This is a genomic window from Cellulomonas cellasea (assembly GCF_006538745.1).
In the GTDB taxonomy this organism is placed as follows: domain Bacteria; phylum Actinomycetota; class Actinomycetes; order Actinomycetales; family Cellulomonadaceae; genus Cellulomonas_A; species Cellulomonas_A cellasea.
Map to the genome: position 1 here is coordinate 67,919 of NZ_BJLR01000019.1, position 20,096 is coordinate 88,014.

Below are 20,096 nucleotides of genomic sequence, written 5' to 3' on the forward strand. Positions count from 1 at the left end.
CACCCCCGGAGGTGCTCGATCGGACCCTCGGAGTCGCGCCCGTCGGCCCGCTGCCGCGCGGGGCTGCGGCGCGAGGGGCGGTGCCGCGCGGGGCGGGCGTGCGCGAGATGGTGGTACGCGCTGTCGTCGCTCCCGCCGGTGCGACGTCCACCTCGGGCGCGGACGCGCCGCGTCGGCGACGCGCACCGGTCGTCGGGGTGGCCCCGCGGGGGGCCGATCGGCGTGCGGGCTCGTCGTGCGTCGCGGCGGGCGCGCCCAGGACCGACCGCAGCCGGACAGACGCAGCCGCGCCGGCACCCCGGGCGGTCCGCGGCGGGACCGCGCGGGCGGGGCCCACCGGCCCTGCCCCGTCGCGGGCACGGCCGTCACGCGCGGACGCGTCGCGCGTGAGGCCGTCGCGGGGCACGCTGTCGCGCGTCGAACCGTCGCCGCCGAGGCCGTCGCGCACGAGCCCGTCGCGCACGAGCCCGTCACGGTCGGGCGTCCCGCGCCGCGGCACGTCACGACGCGGGTCACTCCCAGCAGGAGCGCGCCGGGCCGCCGGCGCCGCGGCGCGCACCGGGGCCCGGCCCGTCATCCGGCCGCTCCGGCCGGTGCCGGGGCGCCGAGGACCGACCCGTCGGACAGCTGCAGCCACGCCGGGCTCGTCGCCCGGACCATGCCGAGCGCACGGGCGGCGGCGGCCAGCTCGCTCGGGGAGCTGCGACGGTCGAGCTCGGCCGCGAGGTCCTGCTCCTGCACCGAGAGCCGGGCGAGCTCGCGGTCCAGGTCGTGCTTCTCGTAGGCGCCGCTCGCCATCGTCGTGTTGAGCAGCAGCGCGGTCAGCAGCGCGCCGCCGAGGATCGCCATGCACACGAGCACGAACGGCACGCGCGTGCGGGTCTGTGCGGGGGCCCGGACGAGCAGCAGCCGCGGCGTCGTCTGCGGGGCCGCCTGGGGAGAGCTGGGGCGGGGTGCACGGGCAGGGGCGACGCGGACGGCGGACTGAGCACTCATGCGGATCTCCTCGGCGCGGTGGTGGCGCGCAGGTGGTGCGGGGTGGGGCGAAGTCGCTCGGCGGCGCGGAGCCGGACGGACTGCGAGCGCGGGTTGCGCTCGCGCTCGGTGTCGTCCGCCTCCTCGGCGCCTCGCGTGAGCAGCCGGAGGTACGGCTGGTGGGTCTCGGGCTCGACGGGAAGCCCGGGGGGTGCGCTCGACGTCGCGCCGACCGCGAGGGCCCGCTTGACGAGGCGGTCCTCGAGCGAGTGGTAGGCCTCGACGACGATGCGCCCGCCGACCGCGAGGCACTCGACCGCGGCGGGCAGCGCACGCTCGAGCACCTCCAGCTCGCCGTTGACCTCGATGCGCAGGGCCTGGAAGGTGCGCTTGGCGGGGTTGCCGCCCGTCTTGCGCCCGGCCGCGGGGATCGCCGCGCGCAGGACGTCGACGAGCTCGCCGGTCCGGGTCAGCGGGGCGTCCGCGCGGCGGCGCACGACCTCGCGCGCGATCCGTCCGGCGAAGCGCTCCTCGCCGTACACGCGCAGGACCCGCGCGATCGCCTTCTCGTCGTAGGTGTTGAGGACGTCGGCAGCCGTGATGCCGGTCGTCGGGTCCATCCGCATGTCGAGCGGCGCGTCCTGCGAGTAGGAGAACCCGCGCGACGTCTCGTCGAGCTGCAGCGAGGACACGCCGAGGTCCATGAGCACGCCCTGGACGGACGTGAGGCCGAGCCGGCGCAGCACGTCGGGCATCTCGTCGTAGACCGCGTGCACGCCCGTGAACCGGTCGCCGAAGGGCTCGAGACGCCGGCCGGCGAGCGCGAGCGCCTGCGGGTCCCGGTCGAGCCCGACGACCCGTGCGTGCGGCAGCGCCCGCAGGACGCCCTCGGTGTGGCCGCCCATGCCGAGCGTCGCGTCGACGAGCACGGCGCCCGGGGCGTCGAGCGCGGGGGCGAGCAGCTCGACGCACCGCTCGAGGAGGACCGGGGTGTGCCGCGTCGCAGCGTCGACCGCCTGCTGCTCGTCGTCCGCGGTCATCACCCCTCCTCTCGTGCTCGCGCCCTGGCTGCGCGGCTCCTCGGGACGCCGCGTCGTGTGTGGTCGAACGGCCCCTCCGCCGTCCGACCAGATCCCCCACCGGCCCTCTGACGCCGGGGAAGTGCGTCAGAACGGACGGGAGGAGATCTCACCGGGCGGCCTCGCGGCCTGGTCGTGCGGTCCTGCTCTCGTGCGGTGCGCGTCAGTCGTGGCTCAGAAGGGACCGTGCGGGAAGACCTCCTCCGCCGTCTCGGCGTAGCCGGCCTCCTGCTCCGCGAGGTACGTCTCCCACGCCGCGAGGTCCCAGATCTCGACGCGGGTCCCCGCACCGATCACCGCGACCTCCCGGTCCAGCCCCGCGTAGGTGCGGAGCATGGGCGGGATGGAGATGCGCCCCTGCTTGTCCGGCATCTCGTCGCTCGCGCCGGACAGGAACACGCGCAGGTAGTCCCGCGCCTGCTTGCTCGTGACGGGCGCCTGCCGGATCTGCTCGTGCATCCGTCGGAACTCGTCCATCGGCAGCAGGAAGAGGCACCGCTCCTGCCCCCGCGTCATGACCAGCCCCGGCGCGAGCTGGGCCCGGAACTTGGCGGGCAGGATCAGCCGCCCCTTGTCGTCCAGACGGGGGGTGTACGTCCCGAGGAACGGCGCGTACGAGCCGAAGCCGCTGAGGCTCGACTCGCTGCTCACGGCGGCCCCCTCTGCTCGTCGTCATCACTCGCGTCCCGGGTCTCGTGAAGGCTTCTCATCCAGTGCTCACCAAGTGGCTCCACGCTACTCCACTTCCCTCCACCCGCAACGGGAATGATCGGTGTTTCACCCCGTCTTCACGATAGATCCGCAGGTCAGAGGCGGTGGAGGAGAGTGGAGGACAAGGCAGCGCCCGTGTCGCGGCACAGACCGGCGGCACGTTCTTCGTCGTACCATTTGGTCCGTTTCGACCCGTCTCAACCGTCCCGAAACGGACACCCCCGGTGCCCCGCGCGACGGCGGACGGGGCGCCGTGGAGCGAAGTGGGGAGGCGTGGACGGACCCCGGGCGACCGCCGCGCGAGTTCACCCGTACGGCGCACGTGCAACCCGTCCGGCCCCGTACGCTCGTCCTAGCCCGCCGAAGGAGTCGACAATGCTGCAGGCCGTCCCCACGACAGCCGAGCTCCACACGCTCGTGCAGACCACCAACCGGATGCGCGCCGGGATCGAGCAGGTCGTCACCGGCCGCTCCGAGCTCGTGCGCACGACGGTCGCCGTCCTCCTCGCCGAGGGGCACCTGCTGCTCGAGGACGTCCCGGGGGTCGGCAAGACGACCCTCGCGAAGGCGCTCGCCCGGACCATCGACTGCTCCGTCGGCCGGATCCAGTTCACCCCCGACCTGCTGCCGAGCGACCTCACCGGCGTCAACATCTTCCGGAGCCAGACGCACGAGTTCGAGTTCCGCCCGGGACCGCTCTTCGCGCACGTCGTCATCGGCGACGAGATCAACCGGGCTTCCCCCAAGACCCAGTCCGCCCTGCTCGAGTGCATGCAGGAGGCGCAGGCCACGGTCGACGGGCAGACGTACCCGCTGCCGCGGCCGTTCCTCGTCGTCGCGACGCAGAACCCGGTCGAGATGGAAGGCACCTACCCGCTGCCCGAGGCGCAGCGCGACCGGTTCATGGCCCGGCTGACCGTCGGCTACCCGAGCATCGAGTCCGAGCTCGACATGCTCGACCTGCAGGAGACGTCCGACCCGCTCGACGGCATGCAGCCGGTCACCGACGCGGAGCAGGTCGCCCGGCTGATCGCGACCGCGCGCCGGCTGTACGCCGCGCCGTCCGTCAAGCGCTACATCGTCGAGCTCGTCACCGCGACCCGCGAGGACCACGCGCTGCGCCTCGGCGCCTCCCCCCGCGCCGCGATCCAGCTGCTGCGGGCCGCCAAGTCCCTCGCCGCGATGTCCGGACGGGACCACGTGCTCCCCGACGACGTGCAGCAGCTCGCCGAGGCCGTCCTCGCGCACCGCCTCCTGCCGAGCACCGAGTCGCGCCTCTCCGGCCGCACGACGAGCGACACCGTCCGGGAGATCGTCGAGCGCATCCCGCTCCCCACGAGCGGCACGGGCATCCCGCGCGAGCGGCGGGCGACGGGCTGATGCGCGTCCGCCTGACCGCGCGCGGTGTCGGGCTCGCCACGGCCGGACTGGCCGCGACGGTCGTCGGCGTCGTGATCGGCGCCGTGGACCTCGTGCGGATCGGCACGCTCGCGCTGCTGCTCGTGGTCGCGGCGCTCGTGGGCGTGGGCGTGCTCGACCCCGCTCGCGGTCGCCACCGGCTCCAGGTCCACCGGACCGTCAGCCCCAACCCGGTGCACGCCGGCCAGCGCGCCGACGTCGAGGTCGCGGTCTTCGCGGCGGACACGGCCGGACGTGCACGGCTCGCTGGGCTCCGGCTCGGGGAGCAGGCCTCCGCGGAGCTCTCGGGCGGGCGGCCGCTGCGCGCGCACGTGAGCCGCGCGCCGCACCGCGTGGCGCTCGCCTACCCGGTCGTCGCCGCGCGGCGCGGCCGCTGGGCCCTCGGACCGCTCGTCGTGACCCGCACCGACCCGTTCGGCGTCGCGCGCGCGACGACGTCCCTCGGCGAGCACGCGGACGTCGCCGTGTGGCCGGCCGTCACGGCGCTCCCGGTGCCGCGCGAGGTGCTCGCGGGCGAGCCGGACCGCGTTGCGCTCGGCGCCCGCTCGCCCTCGACCGACGACGCCGCGCTGCGCGACTACCGCCTCGGCGACGACCTGCGCCGCGTGCACTGGCGCAGCAGCGCGCGCCGCGGCGAGCTCATGGTGCGCTCCGACGAGCGCGCGGGCATGCGCCCCGTGAGCGTCCTCCTCGACCCGTCGACGCGCGCCGTCTCGCTCGAGTGGAGCATCTCGCTCGCGTCCTCGGTCGCGCTCGCGATGCTCGACGCCGGGCACCCGGTGCGCCTCGTCGGCGGCCCGCTCGGCCAGGACGACCGGCGCACGGCCCGCCACGTCCAGGGACGGGCGAGCGGCAACGCCCGTGCCGAGCTGCTCGACCGGACGATCGACGTGGGCGTCGCGGAGTCCCCCGCGGCTGCCGACGCCGACCTGCTCGCCGCGGCGCGGCTGCTGCAGACGACCGACGCGGGCGGCGAGGTCGTCCTCGCCGTCCTCGGACCGCTGTCCGCCCGGTCCCGGGCGGCGCTCGCGAGCCTCACCGACACGGCACAGGGATGGGCGATGGTGCGCACCGCAGACGGGTCGGCGACCCAGGACCGCGAGGCCGAGCACACCGTGCGGGCGCTCCGGCGAGCCGGGTGGCGCGCGTGCCCCGTGACGCCCGGCGAGGACATCGGCGAGTGCTGGCTGCGGCTGCTGGGGTCCGCGCGATGACCGGGACCGGGATGCTGCCGCGCGGGATCCGGTCGGTCCTCGGCTCGGCGCTCGTGGCCGTCGCGACGTGCGGCAGCCTGCTCGCGCTGTCCGGCCTGCTCGCGCCGGGCCGCTGGACGACGGCCGCCGTCGTGACGGTGCTCCTGCTCGCGGGCGTCACCGCGGGCGTGCGGCACGTGACGCGCTCGTGGTGGGCGCCGTCGCTCACCGGCCTCGTGCTGCTCGTGCTCGGGGTCCTCGTGGTCTACGGCGGCCCACCCGGACGGGTCCAGGTGGTGCCCGACACCGGCTCGGTCGAGCGCCTGCTCGCCGCGGTCCGCGAGGCCGTCGCGCTGATCAACGCCGCGCTCGTGCCGATGGTCGCGAGCCGCCCGGTCGAGATGCTCGTCGTCGTCGGCGCCGCGTCCGCGTTCCTCGTCGCCGACGCGCTCGCGATCGGCCTCGGTGCACCGGCGTGGTCCGGCCTCGTGCTCGGGTTCCTGTGGATCCCGACGGTCGTCCTGGGCTTCCCGGCGTCGGGCTGGGCGCTGTTCTGGGCCGGCCTGGCGTTCCTGCTGCTGCTCGCGCTGAGCGTCGCACCGCCCGCGTCGTCCGAGCAGGGTCCACGGCGCGCCGTCGAGGCGCTCTCGGGCGCGGCGGCCATCGTCGTCCTCACGCTCGTCGCCGGTCCCCTGGTCGCCGCCGCACCCGGGTGGGCGTCCCTCGACCTCCCCCAGCTCGGCTCCGGTCCCGTCGGTCCCCTGCGTCTGAGCGACGACCTCGACCTGCGCGAGAGCCTCGGGGCCCGCTCGAGCCAGGTCGTCCTGCGGTACACCGTGACGGCGCCCGACGGCAGCACCGGCACAGAGCCCCAGCCGACCGCGAGCGACCTCACCGCGCCGACCGACGCGCGCCTGATCGGGCCGCTGCGTGCCTTCACGTTGCGCGACTTCGACGGGCGGAGCTGGCAGCGGACCGAGGCGGGGGAGCTCGCGAGCTGGGACCCCGAGCGGCTGCTCACGTCGGACCCCGGGCTCGCCGGCAGGGAGCCCGACCCGCAGGGCGGCACGCTCGCCCGGGTCGAGGTGCTCGTCGAGGGCCTGCGCGAGCAGCGGCTGCCGGTCAGCACGTTCCCCCGCACGGTCGCGATCGACGGCTCGTGGTCGTACGACCCCGAGCAGGACGAGGTCGTCGGCAGCCGCAGCACGCAGCAGGGCACCGGGTACTCGATGACCGTGCAGGTCCCCGAGATCACCGCGGACTCCCTGCGCGAGCAGGGCGAGGGCACACCGACCGACGCCGAGGCCTACACCACCGTCCCCGAGACGGAGCACACCGCGGACATCCGCGCGCTCGCCGAGGAGATCACCGCCGAGGCCGACGGGGCCTACGAGCAGGCGCTCGCGCTGCAGTCCTACTTCCGCGACACCCGCAACTTCACCTACGACACCCGCGTGCCGCCCGCACGCACCGACGACGCCGTGTGGGACTTCCTCGACAGCCGCCAGGGCTACTGCGTGCAGTTCGCGACGAGCATGACGATGATGGCGCGGCTGCTGGGCATCCCGTCGCGCATCGGCGTCGGGTTCCTGCCCGGAACGCCCAACCGGGACCGCGAGTACGTCGTGACCGGGCGGCAGTCCCACGCGTGGCCCGAGCTCTACTTCGCCGGCGCCGGGTGGGTGCGGTTCGAGCCCACCCCGGCCGTGCAGACCGGCCTCCCGCCGCGGTGGAGCGACCCGCTCGCGCTGCTGACGGGGACCGCCGAGGAGCGCGAGGTCCCGGCCGTCCCGTCCGGCGCGGCGAGCCAGGCCCCCGTCCCCGGCGCGACGACGGCGCCCGGCACGACCCTCGAGGACGACGGGTTCCCGCTCGCGTGGGTCGGCGTCGGCGCCATCCTCGTGCTCGTGACGCTGACCGCCGTCGCCGTCCTCCTGCGCCGCCGGCGGGCCGCCCGCGCCGCCGAGCTCGACCCCGAGCAGGCGTGGGAACGGCTGCGCACGCGGCTCGAGCCGGCCGGTGCCGGGTGGTCCTCCGCGACGACCCCGCGCCAGGCCGTCGAGGTCGTGCGGGCGCGCGTGGCCGAGGCCCACGGGGCGGCGCTCGGCGTCGAGGCCGAGGCGGCGCTGCGCTCGCTGGCCGGGGCCGTCGAGTCGGAGCGGTACGCCCCGACGCCGGTCGAGGTCTCTGCCGAGGAGCTCGAGACGTGGGTCGCGCAGGTCCTGGGCGGGGTGCTGTCGCCGGGCGAGAAGCCCACAGCGGCGCTGGCGACGACGGCGGCGGGGCGCGACGGCTGACCGGCTGAGCGGTCGGCGGGTGGTTGCGCGGTCGGCGGGTGGCTGCACGGTCGGCGGGTGGCGGGCCCGCCGCACGCACAGCCGCTCGGCGCGCGAGTCGGCCGCGCCATGGCCGGGATGTTCCGCTCACGGGGCCGCACAGGACCGTTCGCGCGCCGACCGGAGCCGCTCGCCGGCATGCATCCGCGACCGCACGGTCACGATCGGGAGCGCCTCCACCGGCGAGGTCGGGCGCCCGCGTCAGCACACCAGCAGGCTTGACGGAGCGGTCGCGAGCGATCCAGCTCTCGTCACTCGAACGATCCGGCGCGAGCGGGCTCGTCGATGAGCACGCCCGCCCCGGACACGGCCGTCACCCTCGACGGTCTCCGTGGTGTGCGACCGCGGTCAGCGGCCGCCCTCGTCGCGGCGGTGCTGCCAGCGCTCGTCGAGCCGGCCCATCAGGCCGCCCTGGCGCTTCTTGCGTGGTGGAGTGACACGGCCGTCGGAGCGGACGACACCGGCCGGCCCCGACTGACGAGGGCTCGCGAACGCGAACGCCACGGCGGCGAACATGATGACGAAGCCGATCACGCCGAGCCATGCCAGCGACGCGGCTGCGCCGGCGACGAGCAGCAGCAGTCCGACGACCGCCCCGGCACCAGCGAGCACATAACGGCTCATGGGCTTGCGCCCACGCGCGGTCAACGTGTTCGCGAGCCTGGGATCGTCAGACGTGAGCTGCCGCTCCATCTGCTCCAGTACGCGTTGCTCGTACTCGGACAGAGGCATTCCTACCCCCGTACTTCCGTCGAGGACCTGTTCAGATCAGGATAGGTCCCCGCGGGCGATGTCGGTAGTCGAACGGCGCGCGACCACCCCCGCGGAGGACGCCGGACGCAGTGCGGCCGCGCCGAAACGCTCGCGCACGTGGTCCATCACGCGCTCCGCCTCCCGACGACCGGGGCCGATTTCACCCACGGCCTCCTCGAGGGTCGGCTGACGGACGGTGGAGGCGGCCGGGCTGAGCCCCTCGGCGCGCACGCCGACGAGCCGCACGGGCAGCCCGCCGAGGTCGACGCCGGCCAGCAGGTCGCGCGCCGCGAGGTAGAGCTCGCGCCCCACGTCGGTCGGCGTCGGGAGCGTGCGGGAGCGTGTGAGCGTCCGGAAGTCCGAGGTGCGGACCTTGACCGTGACGGTGCGGGCGAGCAGGTTCTGGTGCCGCAGGCGGGCGGCGCAGCGGTCCGCGAGCTCGAGCGCCTGCGTCTGGACGACCGCGAGGTCGGCGACGTCGGACGGGAAGGTCACCTCGGCGCCGATGCTCTTCTCCTCGCGACCGGCCTGCACCGGGCGCGGGTCGCGCCCCCACGCCAGGTCGTACAGGTGCGCCCCGGCGACGCGACCGACCGCGCGCTGGACGGTCGCCACGTCGCTGTCGGCGAGCTCCGCGACCGTCCGGATGCCCCAGCGGGCCAGCGAGGCCTCGGTGCGCTCCCCCACGCCCCACAGCGCACCCACCGGCAGCGCGCGGAGGAACTCGACGGTGGCGACCTTCGGGATGAGCAGGACGCCGTCCGGCTTGGCGTGGCCCGAGGCGAGCTTCGCGACGAACTTGGTGCTCGCGATGCCGACGGAGCACGTGATGCCGTGCCGGCGATGGACCTGCTCGCGGATCAGCGCGGCGATCCGGGTGGGCGCCCCGAGCCGGCGCCGCGCACCGGCGACGTCGAGGAACGCCTCGTCGACGCTGACCTGCTCGACGAGCGTCGTGACGTCGCGCAGCACCTGCATGACCGACGTCGAGACCGCGCGGTACGCCTCTTGGTCAGGCGGGACCACGACGGCGTGGGGGCACATCCGGCGAGCGACAGCCATCGGCATCGCCGAGTGCACCCCGAACGCGCGGGCCTCGTAGGTCGCCGCGAGGACGACCGAGCGCTCGGCGCCGCCGACGATGACGGGCAGTCCGCGCAGCTGCGGGCGGCGCGCGAGCTCGACCGACGCGAAGAACGCGTCCATGTCGACGTGCAGGATCGAGCAGCCGTCCTCCTCCGAACCCCAGTCCCGGCGCAGCGCGGGTGAGCGCGGCGCGCGGCTCACGACGCCCGCGCAGCGACCAGCCGCGGGCGCTCGGGCACCGGCGCGAGGTGCTCCGCGCTCTCCTCGAGCAGCGACCGGACCTCGTCGAGGAAGTCCTCCGCGGCGCACAGGACCTGCTCCGCGCGCTCGGCCGACACCGTCTCGAAGCGCCCGGCCTCGATCGCGGAGCGGAGCCCGGCGCCGCCCGCGAAGTACCCCGTCCAGCGCCCGAGCTCGGGGGCAACCGCGTCGAGCATCTCCCAGACCGTGCGGGGCGCCCGACGACCGCCCGGCTTCCCCCGCTCGGCGACGACCGCCGCGCCGGCGCGCAGGGCCGCGAGGTGCGCGTGCGAGAACCGCTCCCAGGGCTCCGGGGAGAACTGCGCCGCGACCAGCTCGGCCTCGGCCCGCTGGACCAGGCTCGCAGCGCGCGGCGGAAGACCCGCGCTCACCGTCCGGTGCTCGTGTGCCACTCCCGCCACCTCCTCCGCTGCTGTGGATCCATTATCGAACACGTGTTCGAACGGGTCAACCCTTACGGTGGACGCGTGGCCGCACGTGACCGATCGGGACGACGATCCCCAGCCTCCCACCGACCACCCACATCACCGCGGTGGCCGGACGGTCCCGTCCGCGTCCCCACGGGCACCGTCGAGGTCGTCCGGACGCCCGACGACCCGGACGGCGTCACGCTGCTCGTCAACGGCGTGCCCAGCAGCCACCTCGACCTCGCCGACCCCACCCGCCTCGACTTCGAGTACATGCAGCAGATGGCCGCGGTCCTCGACCGGCTCGGCGGACCGCAGGACCCGCTCGCCGTCGTGCACCTCGGCGCGGGCGGCTGCGCGCTCGCGCGGTACGTGCACGCGACGCGCCCGGGCTCGCGGCAGGTCGCCGTGGAGCTGGACGCCGCCCTCCCCGAGCTCGTGCGCGACTGGTTCGACCTGCCCCGCGCCCCGGCCCTGCGGATCCGCGCGGGGGACGCGCGCGCCGAGCTCGGCACGCTACCGACGTCGAGCGCGGACGTCGTGGTGCGCGACGTGTTCGCGGGCGACCGGACGCCCGAGCACGTCACGACGCTCGAGTTCACGACGGACGTGGACCGCGTCCTGCGGGACGGCGGGCTGTACCTCGCGAACTGCGCCGACCGCCCGCCGCTCGCGCTCGTCCGCGCCGAGGCGGCCACCCTCGCGGCCGTGCTGCCCCACGTCGCGGTGGTCGCCGAGCCCGGTCAGCTCCGGGGACGCCGGTACGGGAACCTCGTGCTCGCGGCGACCCGCGACCCGGACCTGCTCGACTCCCCCGCGCTCGAGCGCACGCTCCGCTCGCTCGCGACGCCGTCCCGGCTGCTGCGCGGCGCGGAGCTCGCGGCGTTCGTCGGCTCGGCGCGGCCGCTCCTCGACGCCGCTCCCCTGCTCGCCGACGACGACGCGTGCGACGTGGACGCCTGAGGCGCCGGCCGCACCCGCGTCCGCCCGGACGTCGACGAGGCCGCCTCCCCGGAGGGAGACGGCCTCGTCGACGAGCAGCGGGTCGTCAGCGACGGCGCCGCACGTCGGTGATCAGAGCGGGCGGACCTGCTCCGCCTGCGGGCCCTTCGGACCCTGCGTGATCTCGAACTCCACGCGCTGACCCTCCTCGAGGGAGCGGTAGCCCTGCGTGTCGATGGCCGAGTAGTGGACGAAGACGTCGGCGCCGCCGCCGTCCTGGGCGATGAACCCGTAGCCCTTCTCAGCGTTGAACCACTTGACAGCACCCTGTGCCATGTTCTCGTCCTTCTGTTCCCACCGGTGACGACCGTGAGCCGTGCGCTCACGTCGTGCCGCAATGCCTTGTCCCACGTCCTGCACCGGATGGACCAGCCACGCGGGCTGGCGGTGCCTCCACATCCCTGCGGGGGCGCCGGTCAAGCGTCAGTACGTCACTGCAACGCCCCCGATACTCTCACGCACCCTCTTTCGAGCGCCATCGTTCATCGCCCTGAAAAGGGACGCACCGCGCAACGATCCGGTCACGGTTCGATGAGCGTCGTGCCACGCTCCGGCGACGTCCCCGACGGCCCCGCACGGTGCGTCAGAGCGCGATCCCGGGGTGCGCGGCGCGGGTCCGTGCCCGGCTCACGAGCAGCCCCACGACGCCGAGGACCCACGGCACCGCCATGAGCGCGAACGCCCAGCGGTACGCGTCGAGGTCCCGGTCGCCGCCCGGGGCGAGGACGTCGAGCGCCACGCCGATGGCAAGCATCGAGGCGAGGGCCGCGACGAAGCCGCCGGTGTTGACCAGCCCGGTCGCCGTGCCGAGGCGTGCCGGGGTGACGCAGCTGCGCGCGACGTCGAAGCCGATGAGCGACGCGGGCCCGCCGACCGCGACGACGACCGAGAACGCCACGAGCACCCCGAGCGGCCGGGAGCCGGGCGGCCCGAGCACCGCGACCCAGGCGAGCGCGACGGCGACCGCGATCACGAGGGCGGTCCCGGTCCGGCGGCCCGGTCGCCGGGCGGCGAGCTCGCCGAGCAGCGGGCCGGAGACGATCGCCGCGACGACGTTGACGCTCAGCAGCGCGCTCGCCTCGCCCGTCGTGCGGCCCTGCCCCTCGACGAAGAACGAGAACCCCCACAGCAGCACGACGACCTGCGAGCTGAACGGCGTGAGGAAGTGCACCCAGAACCCGAGCCACACCCCCGGCTCGCGCACGACCGCGCGCAGCGCTCCGCCGTCGGCGGGCCGGGGCGCTCGGGCGCGCAGCACCTCGGCGGCGGTGCGCTCACCCGCGGCGCCGGGACGACGCCGCCTGTGCGTGCGGCCCGCGTCGTCCGGGGAGTCGCGCACGAGCGAGGCGACGACGAGGGCGGCCGCGAGCCCGAGCACCGCGAGGCTGCCGAAGGCGGCACCCCAGCCGCGGCCGTGGAGCACGAGCACGAGCGGCACGGCCGACAGGATCTGCCCGAGCTGCCCGACCGCGCCCGTCACCTGCGTCAGCAGCGGGACGCGCCGCACCGGGAACCACGCGGGGATGAGCCGGATCACCGAGACGAACGTCATCGCGTCGCCGGCGCCCACGAGCACGCGACCGAGCAGCGCACCCGGCACCTCGGTCGCGAGCGCCAGGACGAGCTGACCGAGTCCCATGAGGACCGCGCCGCCGGCGATCAGCAGGCGCGGACCGAGCCGGTCCAGCAGCACCCCGACGGGGATCTGCAGCCCGGCGTAGACCACGAGCTGCGCGACGGCGAAGGTCGCGAGCAGCGACGCGCCCACGTCGAAGCGCTCGGTGGTCTCGAGCCCCGCGACGCCGAGCGACGAGCGGTTGAGCACCGCGACCACGTACGCCGCGAGCGCGACGCCCCAGACGAGCAGGGCGCGCGACGACGAGGGGGCGGGGGTGCTCACGAGGGTCCATCCTCCCCCGCCGCGGGTCGGGGCCCGCGCACCGGTGACGTCCGGGCGAGCCCCTCCCCGGGTCAGGCGGCCGGGCCGTCCTCGCTGTTCTCGGCGAGGAACCGCTCGAACTCCGCGCCGAGCTCGTCGGCCGTCGGCAGCTGCGTCGTCTCCGCGAGCAGGCCCGTGCGCCCGAGGTTGCGGGCGAACGCGTCGTACTGCTCCTCGAGCGCGTGCACGACGGCGGCGACCTCCTCGGACCCGCTGACCTGGCGGTCGATCTCCTCGCTCGTCTCCTCGGCGGTCGCCGTGAGCGCGCCGACCTTGAGCTCGAGCCCCGTCGCGCGCTCGACGTTCTGCAGCGCCGCGATGCTGGCCTGCGGGAACGCGGACTGCGCGAGGTAGTGCGGGACGTGCACGGCGAAGCCCATCGCGTCGTGCCCCGACTCCCCGAGGCGCATCTCGAGCAGCGCGCTCGCGCTCGCCGGGACCTGGACGGTCCCGAACCACGACGGGTGGTCCGCGACGAGCTCGGGGCGCGTGCCGTGCGCGGTTACCGACAGCGGACGGGTGTGCGGGATGCCCATGGGGATCCCGTGCACGCCGACCGTCAGCGGGACGTCGAACCGCTCGACGAGCTGGCGGACCGCCGCGGCGAACCGCTCCCACTGCACGTCCGGCTCGACGCCGTGCATGAGCAGGAACGGCACGCCCGCGCTGTCGCGCACGAGGTCGACGACGAGCTCGGGCTCGGCGTAGTGGCTCCAGGTCGTGGAGTCGAACGTCATCGTGGGCCGGCGCGACCGGTAGTCCAGCAGCTGGTCGACGTCGAACGTGGCGAGGCGCGCCGTCGTGAGCTCGTCGGTCAGGTGGGCGGCGGCGAGCTGGCCCGCGTTGCCGGCGTCGACGAAGCCGCGCAGGGCGTGCACCAGGACGGGCCCGGTCCCACCTGCGGACCGCGCCTCGACCTCGGCCGCGACCGCGGGGTCGACACCGTAGATCTCGCTCGGGTCGAGCATGGGGTCCTCACTCTCGTCGGTGCTCAGCGTGCGTTCACGTGGTCGTCGGTGCGGGCCGCGGTGGGCGGCCCGGACCGTCGTCCGTCACAACACACGCGGGCGCCGCACTCTTCCCGGCGCGGCTCAGCGCGTCGGGAGGCGGACCACCGAGACGAAGAACTCGTCGATCTGCCGCACGACGTCGATGAACCGCTCGAAGTCGACGGGCTTCGTGACGTAGGCGTTGGCGTGCAGCGAGTAGCTGCGCAGCACGTCCTCCTCCGACTCCGACGTCGTCAGCACGACGACCGGGATCGAGCGGAGGTGCTCGTCCTGCTTGAGCGCCTGCAGCACCTCGCGACCGTCCATCCGGGGGAGGTTGAGGTCGAGCAGGATGAGGTCCGGCGTCGGGACGTCGGCGTACTCGCCCTCCTTGCGCAGGTAGGCCAGCGCGCTGACGCCGTCCGAGACGACCGCGAGCCGGTTCGCGACCTTGTTGTCCTCGAACGCCTCGCGCGTCATGAGGACGTCGCCCGGGTCGTCCTCGACCAGCAGGACGTCGATGATCTTGGTGGAAGACATCGCCACTCCGTTCCGTTCCGCCCGGTGCCGGGCGCTCAGTCCTCGGCCCGGACGACCTGGGGCAGCGTCCAGCGGACGGCGGTGCCCTGCTCGGCCTGCGGCTCGATCCAGATGCGACCGCCGTGGTGCTCGACGATCTTCTTGCACAGCGCGAGCCCGATCCCGGTGCCGTCGTAGACGTCCTTCGCGTGCAGCCGCTGGAAGATGACGAACACCCGCTCCGCGTACTGCGCGTCGATGCCGATCCCGTTGTCCCGGCACTCGAGCTCCCAGGATTCTGCCACCTCCCGCGCGCCGAGATGGATCAGGGGCGGTTCGTCCGGTCGCCGGAACTTGATGGCGTTGCCGACGAGGTTCTGCAGCAGCTGGACGAGTAGGGCGCGCTCGCCGCGCACGACCGGCAGCTCGTCACGCGTGATGACGGCACCCGACTCGTCGACGGCCTCGCTCAGGTTGCCGAGCGCGTCGTCGAGCGCCTCGCCGAGGTCGACGTCGACCGGCTCGCCGACCATCCGCCCGACGCGCGAGAACCCGAGGAGGTCCTGGATCAGCTGCTGCATGCGCTTCGCCCCGTCGACCGCGAAGCCGATGTACTGGTCCGCGCGGTCGTCGAGCTGCCCGCCGTAGCGCTTCTGCAGGAGCTGGGTGAAGCTCGCGATCTTGCGCAGCGGCTCCTGCAGGTCGTGCGACGCGACGTAGGCGAACTGCTCGAGGTCGCGGTTGGAGCGCCGCAGCTCCTCGGCCTGCTCGGTGAGCTGCTCGTGGGCCGCGGCGATCTCCGCGGACGACGCCCGGAGCGCGCCGAGCTGCGCGACGAGCGCGACGCGCATGCTCTCGACGTCCGCGGCGAGGTCGGCGATCTCCCCCGGCCCCGTCGACAGCACGGGGTGGTCGAGCTCGCCCGAGCTCACGGCGCGGGCGTCCGCGGCGAGGGCGGCGAGCGGCGCGGCGATCCACCGGCGCAGGAGCACGGAGAGCGCGACCCCGACCGCGACGGCCGACACCGACAGGACCACGAGCGCGGCCGCGACGAGCCGCGTCCACATCGTCAGCTCGTCGACCGCTCCGCGGCGTTCCGCGCGGAGCACGTCGAGGTAGTGCTCGACGGCGGTGCGCGTCTCCTCGAACAGCACGCGTCCGCGCTCGATGTCCTCGGTGCTCACCGACCCCGTGCCGCGCAGGTCGACCGCCTCGATCGCGGGGGCGGCGAACTCGCGCTCCCAGCGCGCCGCGGCCTGCGACGCGGTGCGGGCGGCCCGGGTGACCTCGGGGGTCACGATGTCGCGCTCGGTCTCCTCCTCGAGCTCGACGAACGTCGCCGACCCCGTCGCGCGCTCGAACGGCTCGAGCGTCACCGCGTCGCCCGTCAGCGCGTACCCGCGCACGGCCGTCTCGGCGTCGACCAGCCGCGTGTACGCGGCCTCGGCGCGGGTCACCGCGAGGAAGTAGGTCTCGGTCACGTCGTGCTGGCGGTCGATCATGCGCTCGACCGCGAGCCCGGAGACCAGGACGACGACGCCGAGCAGGACGCCCGCGAGCGCAAGGGTGCGGGACAGCCGCTGGCGCAGCGTCGTGCCGGCCATCCGGATCCGGCCCGTGGCCGCGCTCACGCGCCGCGACCCAGGACGACCACGGCGGTGTCGTCGACGAGCTCTCCCCCGTGGATGAGCCGGACCTGCTGCAGCACGTGGTCGACGAGGTCGAGGCGGCCGCTCGCGAGGGTCGCGTCGACGACGGCCAGGAGGCCCGCCTTCCCGACGCGCTCGCGCCCGCCGCCGACGGTGGCCTCGAGCACGCCGTCGGTGTAGAGCATGACCCGCCACGCCTCGCCGAGCTCGAGGTGGCACGGGTCCCAGCCGCCGCTCACGGGCACGCCGAGCGCCCGCCCGCGCAGGTGGTTCGGCAGGGTCGTCGACGGCGGCCCGAGCAGGATCGGCACGGGGTGCCCCGCGAGGTACAGGTCCGCGGAGGTGCCGTCGGGCGACACCGCGACCATCGAGACGGTCGTGAAGACCTCGGGACGCGAGCGCTCGGCGACCAGCACGCGCTCGAGCAGACCGAGGATCGCGTCGGTGGGCGTGTCGGCGAGCACGAGCGTGCGCCACGCCGTCCGGAGGGTCGCACCGAGCGCCGCCTCGTCGGGCCCGTGGCCGCACACGTCGCCGACCATCGCGAGCACGCGCCCGTCGGTGCACTCGACGACGTCGTAGAAGTCGCCGCCGAGCAGGCCGTCACGCCCCGCGCGGTAGCCGACCTGGACCTCGATCCGGGCGTCGTGCACGAGCGGGTTGGGCAGCAGCGCGCGCTCGAGGCGCGTCATCTCGTTGGCGCGCACGAGGCTGCGGTACAGCGCGCGGTCGGTGTCCTCGAGCCGGCGCCGCTGCACGGCGTAGCGCACGGACCGGCCGAGGAGCTCGCCGTCGACCTCGCCCTTGACGAGGTAGTCCTGCGCCCCGGCGGCGACGGCACGCACGCCGACGTCGGTCCCCGACAGCCCCGTGAGCACGACGACCGCGGGCGCGCCGGCGGCGAGCAGCCGGTCGAGCGCGCCGAGGCCCATCGCGTCCGGCAGTCCCAGGTCGAGCAGCACGCAGTCGACGTCGAGGCGCTCGACGGCCTCGTCGAGCGTGCGGACCCACGTGAGGTCGACGTCGAGGCCCGCGTCCTGGAAGTGCTCATCGACGAGCAGCGCGTCGCCGTCGTCGTCCTCGACGAGCAGGACCCGGATGCGCGGGTCCCGGGCGTCGCCCACGAGCAGGCCGGCCGGCGCGGCGTCGCGCCCGGGGAGCACGAGGGCACCGTCGGGCGCTCCGGTGCTGTGCGTGGTCACGCAGGGTCCTCTCGTCGGGCGGGCGTGGGGCAGCCTAGGGCCGGGCGGGGACCCCCGCGCACCCGGACGGGGTGAACACGGTGGCCGGGCGTGGGACGGACGCGGGGCCGGCCGACGGCGGGCGCGGGCCGCACGGGGGGTCCGCCGCGGCGGACGCCGTGCACCGCACCGGCGTCGGGGGCGGATAATGGACGGCCGCTCGCGCCGCCGCGCGGGCGACCCGGAACCCGAGCCCCGCCGCGCACGCCCGCGCGCGGGAGCGGGGACCTCGTGGACAGGAGCGCACGTGGCGGGGATCGAGTCGGAGCTGCGCCGTGAGCAGGAGACGGTCGACGGCCTCTACGGACGCCTGGACGCGCTGCGCGCGCAGACCCGCGAACGGCTCGCCGACGTGCGACGCGGCGGCCCCTCGGGCTCGCCCCAGAACCGCAGCGAGCGCGACGCGTTCGCGACGCTGTACGAGGACCGCCTCGCCCAGCTCGAGGCGGTCGAGGACCGGCTGGCGTTCGGCCGCCTCGACCTGTCCGACGGCGACGCCCGCTACATCGGCCGGATCGGCCTGACGGACGACGAGCACGCCTCGATGCTCACCGACTGGCGCGCGCCGGCCGCGCAGGCGTTCTACCGCGCCACGGCCGCGCAGCCCGACGGCGTCGTGCGCCGCCGGCACCTCGTGACGCGGGGCCGGGCGGTCACCGGCGTCGAGGACGAGGTGCTCGACCTCGACGTGCTGGCCTCGGCGGACGGCCTCGACGCGGACCAGCGCGAGCGCCTCATCGGGGGCCTCTCGGGCGAGGGCGCGCTGCTCGCCGCGCTCGCCGCGGGTCGCACGGGCCGGATGGGCGACATCGTCGCGACGATCCAGGCCGAGCAGGACACGATCATCCGCTCGGACCTCCACGGCGCGCTCGTGGTCCAGGGCGGCCCGGGCACCGGCAAGACCGCCGTGGCGCTGCACCGCGCCGCCTATCTGCTGTACGCGCACCGGCGGACGCTCGAGCGCTCGGGCGTGCTGCTCATCGGCCCGAGCCGGACGTTCCTGCGGTACATCGACCAGGTGCTCCCCTCGCTCGGCGAGACGGGCGTGGTCACCACGACGATCTCCGAGCTCTTCCCGGGCGTCGCCGCGGACGGCGCCGAGGACGAGGCGGCCGCCGAGATCAAGGGCCGGGCGCTGATGGCGCGGGTCGTCGAGCGGGCGGTGCGTCAGCGCGAGCGGGTCCCCCGCGAGGCGACCGAGGTCCGCATCGACGGGCGGACCGTCGTCGTGACGCCGTCCGACGTGCAGTCGGCGATCGCGCGCGCCCGCCGCGGCCACCGCCCGCACAACCAGGCCCGGGTCGCGTTCGTGCGGGACATGCTCGGCCGGCTCGCCGCGCAGTACGTCGAGCAGCTGGGGTGGGAGGTCCCGCCCGACGAGCGCGGGGAGATCGTCGAGGAGCTCCGCACGACGCGCGAGGTGCGCATCGCGCTCAACCTCGCGTGGATGCCGCTCACGCCGCAGGGCCTCGTGACGGACCTGCTGACCAAGCCGGCCCGGCTCGCCGCCGCGGCGCCCGAGCTGTCCCGACGCGAGCGCGACCTCCTCCTGCGGGACCGCGACGCGCCGTGGACCCCCGCCGACGTGCCGCTGCTCGACGAGGCCGCGGAGCTCCTGGGCGAGGACGACCAGGCGGCGCGCGCCCAGGAGCGCGCCGACGCGGCCCGTCGCTCGGCCGAGGTCGACTACGCCCGGCGCGTCCTGCAGTCGTCGGGCAACGACGGGCTCGTGTCCGCCGAGCTGCTCGCGGACCGGTTCGCGAGCAGCGGGCCTCGGCTGACCACCGCGGAGCGCGCGGCGGCGGACCGGACGTGGACGTACGGTCACGTCGTCGTCGACGAGGCGCAGGAGCTGTCCGCGATGGCGTGGCGCATGCTCGTGCGGAGGGTGCCGACGCGCTCGATGACGATCGTGGGCGACGTCGCGCAGACCACCGCCCGGGCCGGCGCCCGACGCTGGGCGGACATGCTCGACCCGGTCCTGCGCACGTCGTGGCGCCTGTCCGAGCTCACCGTGAACTACCGCACGCCGGCGGCGGTCGCCGATGCCGCCCAGCGCATGGCGCGCGCGGCGCGGCTGCCGGTGAGCACCCTCACGTCGGCCCGCGAGGTCCCCGACGCGCTGCGCTTCGCGCACGTCGGCCCGGAGGACCTCGCCCGGGTGGCCGCCGACGAGGTGCGCGCGGCGCTCGCCGTCGTCGGGGACGCGTCGGGCGGCGGGCGCGTCGCCGTGCTCGGCACCGCGGACGCGCTGGTGGACGTGCGGGCCGCGCTCGACTCGGTGGGCCTCACGCCGGACACGGCGGAGGTGCGGGCCGGGTCCCGGGCTGCGGACCTCGACGCACCGCTGTCGCTGCTGACCCCGCGCGAGGCCAAGGGCCTCGAGTTCGACGTCGTCGTCCTGCTCGAGCCGGCCGACGTGCTCGCCGCGAGCGCGGGCGACCTGTACGTCGCGATGACCCGGCCGACGCGCGCGCTGCGCGTCGTGCACGCCGCGCCGCTGCCGCGCGGCCTGGACGCCGAGCGGGACTGAGCCG

Annotated in this window: 17 protein-coding genes; 5 read left to right on the forward strand and 12 right to left on the reverse strand. The window is 75.3% G+C overall.

Annotation, left to right across the window (positions count from 1 at the left end; all coding sequences use genetic code 11):
• Nucleotides 1-573 precede the first annotated feature (573 nt).
• The 3 genes from ftsL to mraZ form a co-directional block, all read right to left on the reverse strand.
• Nucleotides 574-996, reverse strand: a complete 423-nt coding sequence (gene ftsL, locus CCE01nite_RS11000; RefSeq protein ID WP_034629779.1) for a cell division protein FtsL — start codon at nt 994-996, stop codon at nt 574-576.
• Entirely contained in the window at nt 993-2,015 is a 1,023-nt protein-coding gene (rsmH, locus tag CCE01nite_RS11005; protein ID WP_034629782.1) for a 16S rRNA (cytosine(1402)-N(4))-methyltransferase RsmH, read from the reverse strand. Before rsmH ends, ftsL begins: the two co-directional genes overlap by 4 nt.
• Before the next feature lie 213 nt (nt 2,016-2,228).
• Nucleotides 2,229-2,705 (reverse strand): division/cell wall cluster transcriptional repressor MraZ, encoded by a 477-nt coding sequence (gene mraZ / locus CCE01nite_RS11010; protein ID WP_052104124.1) that lies wholly within the window; start codon nt 2,703-2,705, stop codon nt 2,229-2,231.
• A 435-nt stretch (nt 2,706-3,140) separates the two neighbouring features.
• On the opposite strand from mraZ, the gene CCE01nite_RS11015 reads away from it, so the two are divergent.
• From CCE01nite_RS11015 to CCE01nite_RS11025, 3 genes are read left to right on the forward strand one after another with little or no spacing between them, the layout of a single operon-like run.
• Entirely contained in the window at nt 3,141-4,145 is a 1,005-nt protein-coding gene (locus CCE01nite_RS11015) for an AAA family ATPase (protein WP_034629785.1), read from the forward strand.
• Complete coding sequence (locus tag CCE01nite_RS11020) at nt 4,145-5,398, forward strand: DUF58 domain-containing protein (RefSeq protein ID WP_034629788.1); 1,254 nt, start codon at nt 4,145-4,147, stop codon at nt 5,396-5,398. Before CCE01nite_RS11015 ends, CCE01nite_RS11020 begins: the two co-directional genes overlap by 1 nt.
• Entirely contained in the window at nt 5,395-7,674 is a 2,280-nt protein-coding gene (locus CCE01nite_RS11025; protein ID WP_141372353.1) for a transglutaminase TgpA family protein, read from the forward strand. The genes CCE01nite_RS11020 and CCE01nite_RS11025 overlap by 4 nt, the downstream gene beginning before the upstream one ends.
• A 387-nt stretch (nt 7,675-8,061) precedes the next feature.
• On the opposite strand, the gene CCE01nite_RS11030 is transcribed toward CCE01nite_RS11025, so the two are convergent.
• The 3 genes from CCE01nite_RS11030 to CCE01nite_RS11040 are packed head-to-tail and all read right to left on the reverse strand — an operon-like array spanning nt 8,062 to nt 10,205.
• Nucleotides 8,062-8,445, reverse strand: coding sequence for an SCO2097 family morphological protein (locus CCE01nite_RS11030; protein ID WP_034629792.1), 384 nt, complete (start codon nt 8,443-8,445; stop codon nt 8,062-8,064).
• Between the two features lie 36 nt (nt 8,446-8,481).
• Nucleotides 8,482-9,753, reverse strand: coding sequence for a DNA polymerase IV (gene dinB, locus CCE01nite_RS11035; RefSeq protein WP_034629795.1), 1,272 nt, complete (start codon nt 9,751-9,753; stop codon nt 8,482-8,484).
• The gene (locus tag CCE01nite_RS11040; RefSeq protein WP_034629798.1) at nt 9,750-10,205 is read right to left on the reverse strand and encodes an SAV_6107 family HEPN domain-containing protein; all 456 of its coding nucleotides are present in this window, start codon (nt 10,203-10,205) and stop codon (nt 9,750-9,752) included. The genes dinB and CCE01nite_RS11040 overlap by 4 nt, the downstream gene beginning before the upstream one ends.
• 75 nt (nt 10,206-10,280) lie before the next feature.
• Here CCE01nite_RS11040 and CCE01nite_RS11045 point away from each other — a divergent pair, with 75 nt between their 5' ends.
• The gene (locus CCE01nite_RS11045; protein ID WP_052104126.1) at nt 10,281-11,183 is read left to right on the forward strand and encodes a spermidine synthase; all 903 of its coding nucleotides are present in this window, start codon (nt 10,281-10,283) and stop codon (nt 11,181-11,183) included.
• A 111-nt stretch (nt 11,184-11,294) separates the two neighbouring features.
• On the opposite strand, the gene CCE01nite_RS11050 is transcribed toward CCE01nite_RS11045, so the two are convergent.
• From CCE01nite_RS11050 to CCE01nite_RS11075, 6 genes are all read right to left on the reverse strand, one after another.
• Nucleotides 11,295-11,498 (reverse strand): cold-shock protein, encoded by a 204-nt coding sequence (locus tag CCE01nite_RS11050; RefSeq protein ID WP_034629807.1) that lies wholly within the window; start codon nt 11,496-11,498, stop codon nt 11,295-11,297.
• 307 nt (nt 11,499-11,805) lie between these two features.
• On the reverse strand, nt 11,806-13,122 hold the full coding sequence (locus CCE01nite_RS11055; protein WP_052104128.1) for an MFS transporter: 1,317 nt from the start codon (nt 13,120-13,122) through the stop codon (nt 11,806-11,808).
• Between the two features lie 71 nt (nt 13,123-13,193).
• Entirely contained in the window at nt 13,194-14,129 is a 936-nt protein-coding gene (locus CCE01nite_RS11060) for a proteasome assembly chaperone family protein (RefSeq protein WP_034629808.1), read from the reverse strand.
• Nucleotides 14,130-14,252: 123 nt separating this feature from the next.
• The gene (locus CCE01nite_RS11065; RefSeq protein ID WP_034629864.1) at nt 14,253-14,690 is read right to left on the reverse strand and encodes a response regulator; all 438 of its coding nucleotides are present in this window, start codon (nt 14,688-14,690) and stop codon (nt 14,253-14,255) included.
• A 35-nt stretch (nt 14,691-14,725) separates the two neighbouring features.
• The gene (locus tag CCE01nite_RS11070) at nt 14,726-16,300 is read right to left on the reverse strand and encodes a sensor histidine kinase (protein WP_246056466.1); all 1,575 of its coding nucleotides are present in this window, start codon (nt 16,298-16,300) and stop codon (nt 14,726-14,728) included.
• A complete protein-coding gene (locus tag CCE01nite_RS11075; RefSeq protein ID WP_052104134.1) occupies nt 16,297-17,448 on the reverse strand; it encodes a PP2C family protein-serine/threonine phosphatase in 1,152 nt (383 codons plus the stop codon). Before CCE01nite_RS11075 ends, CCE01nite_RS11070 begins: the two co-directional genes overlap by 4 nt.
• Nucleotides 17,449-17,806: 358 nt before the next feature.
• Here CCE01nite_RS11075 and CCE01nite_RS11080 point away from each other — a divergent pair, with 358 nt between their 5' ends.
• Nucleotides 17,807-20,092 carry a HelD family protein gene (locus CCE01nite_RS11080; RefSeq protein ID WP_034629810.1) on the forward strand — a complete coding sequence of 762 codons (2,286 nt, stop codon included), beginning with the start codon at nt 17,807-17,809 and terminating at the stop codon, nt 20,090-20,092.
• Nucleotides 20,093-20,096 lie beyond the last annotated feature (4 nt).

Excerpts from the sequence above, each read along its gene's own strand:
- ftsL (WP_034629779.1), bottom strand. The coding sequence starts at position 996 with ATGAGTGCTCAGTCCGCCGTCCGCGTCGCCCCTGCCCGTGCACCCCGC.
- rsmH (WP_034629782.1), bottom strand. The coding sequence starts at position 2,015 with ATGACCGCGGACGACGAGCAGCAGGCGGTCGACGCTGCGACGCGGCAC.
- CCE01nite_RS11015 (WP_034629785.1), top strand. The coding sequence starts at position 3,141 with ATGCTGCAGGCCGTCCCCACGACAGCCGAGCTCCACACGCTCGTGCAG.
- CCE01nite_RS11020 (WP_034629788.1), top strand. The coding sequence starts at position 4,145 with ATGCGCGTCCGCCTGACCGCGCGCGGTGTCGGGCTCGCCACGGCCGGA.
- CCE01nite_RS11025 (WP_141372353.1), top strand. The coding sequence starts at position 5,395 with ATGACCGGGACCGGGATGCTGCCGCGCGGGATCCGGTCGGTCCTCGGC.
- CCE01nite_RS11030 (WP_034629792.1), bottom strand. The coding sequence starts at position 8,445 with ATGCCTCTGTCCGAGTACGAGCAACGCGTACTGGAGCAGATGGAGCGG.
- CCE01nite_RS11050 (WP_034629807.1), bottom strand. The coding sequence starts at position 11,498 with ATGGCACAGGGTGCTGTCAAGTGGTTCAACGCTGAGAAGGGCTACGGG.
- CCE01nite_RS11060 (WP_034629808.1), bottom strand. The coding sequence starts at position 14,129 with ATGCTCGACCCGAGCGAGATCTACGGTGTCGACCCCGCGGTCGCGGCC.
- CCE01nite_RS11065 (WP_034629864.1), bottom strand. The coding sequence starts at position 14,690 with ATGTCTTCCACCAAGATCATCGACGTCCTGCTGGTCGAGGACGACCCG.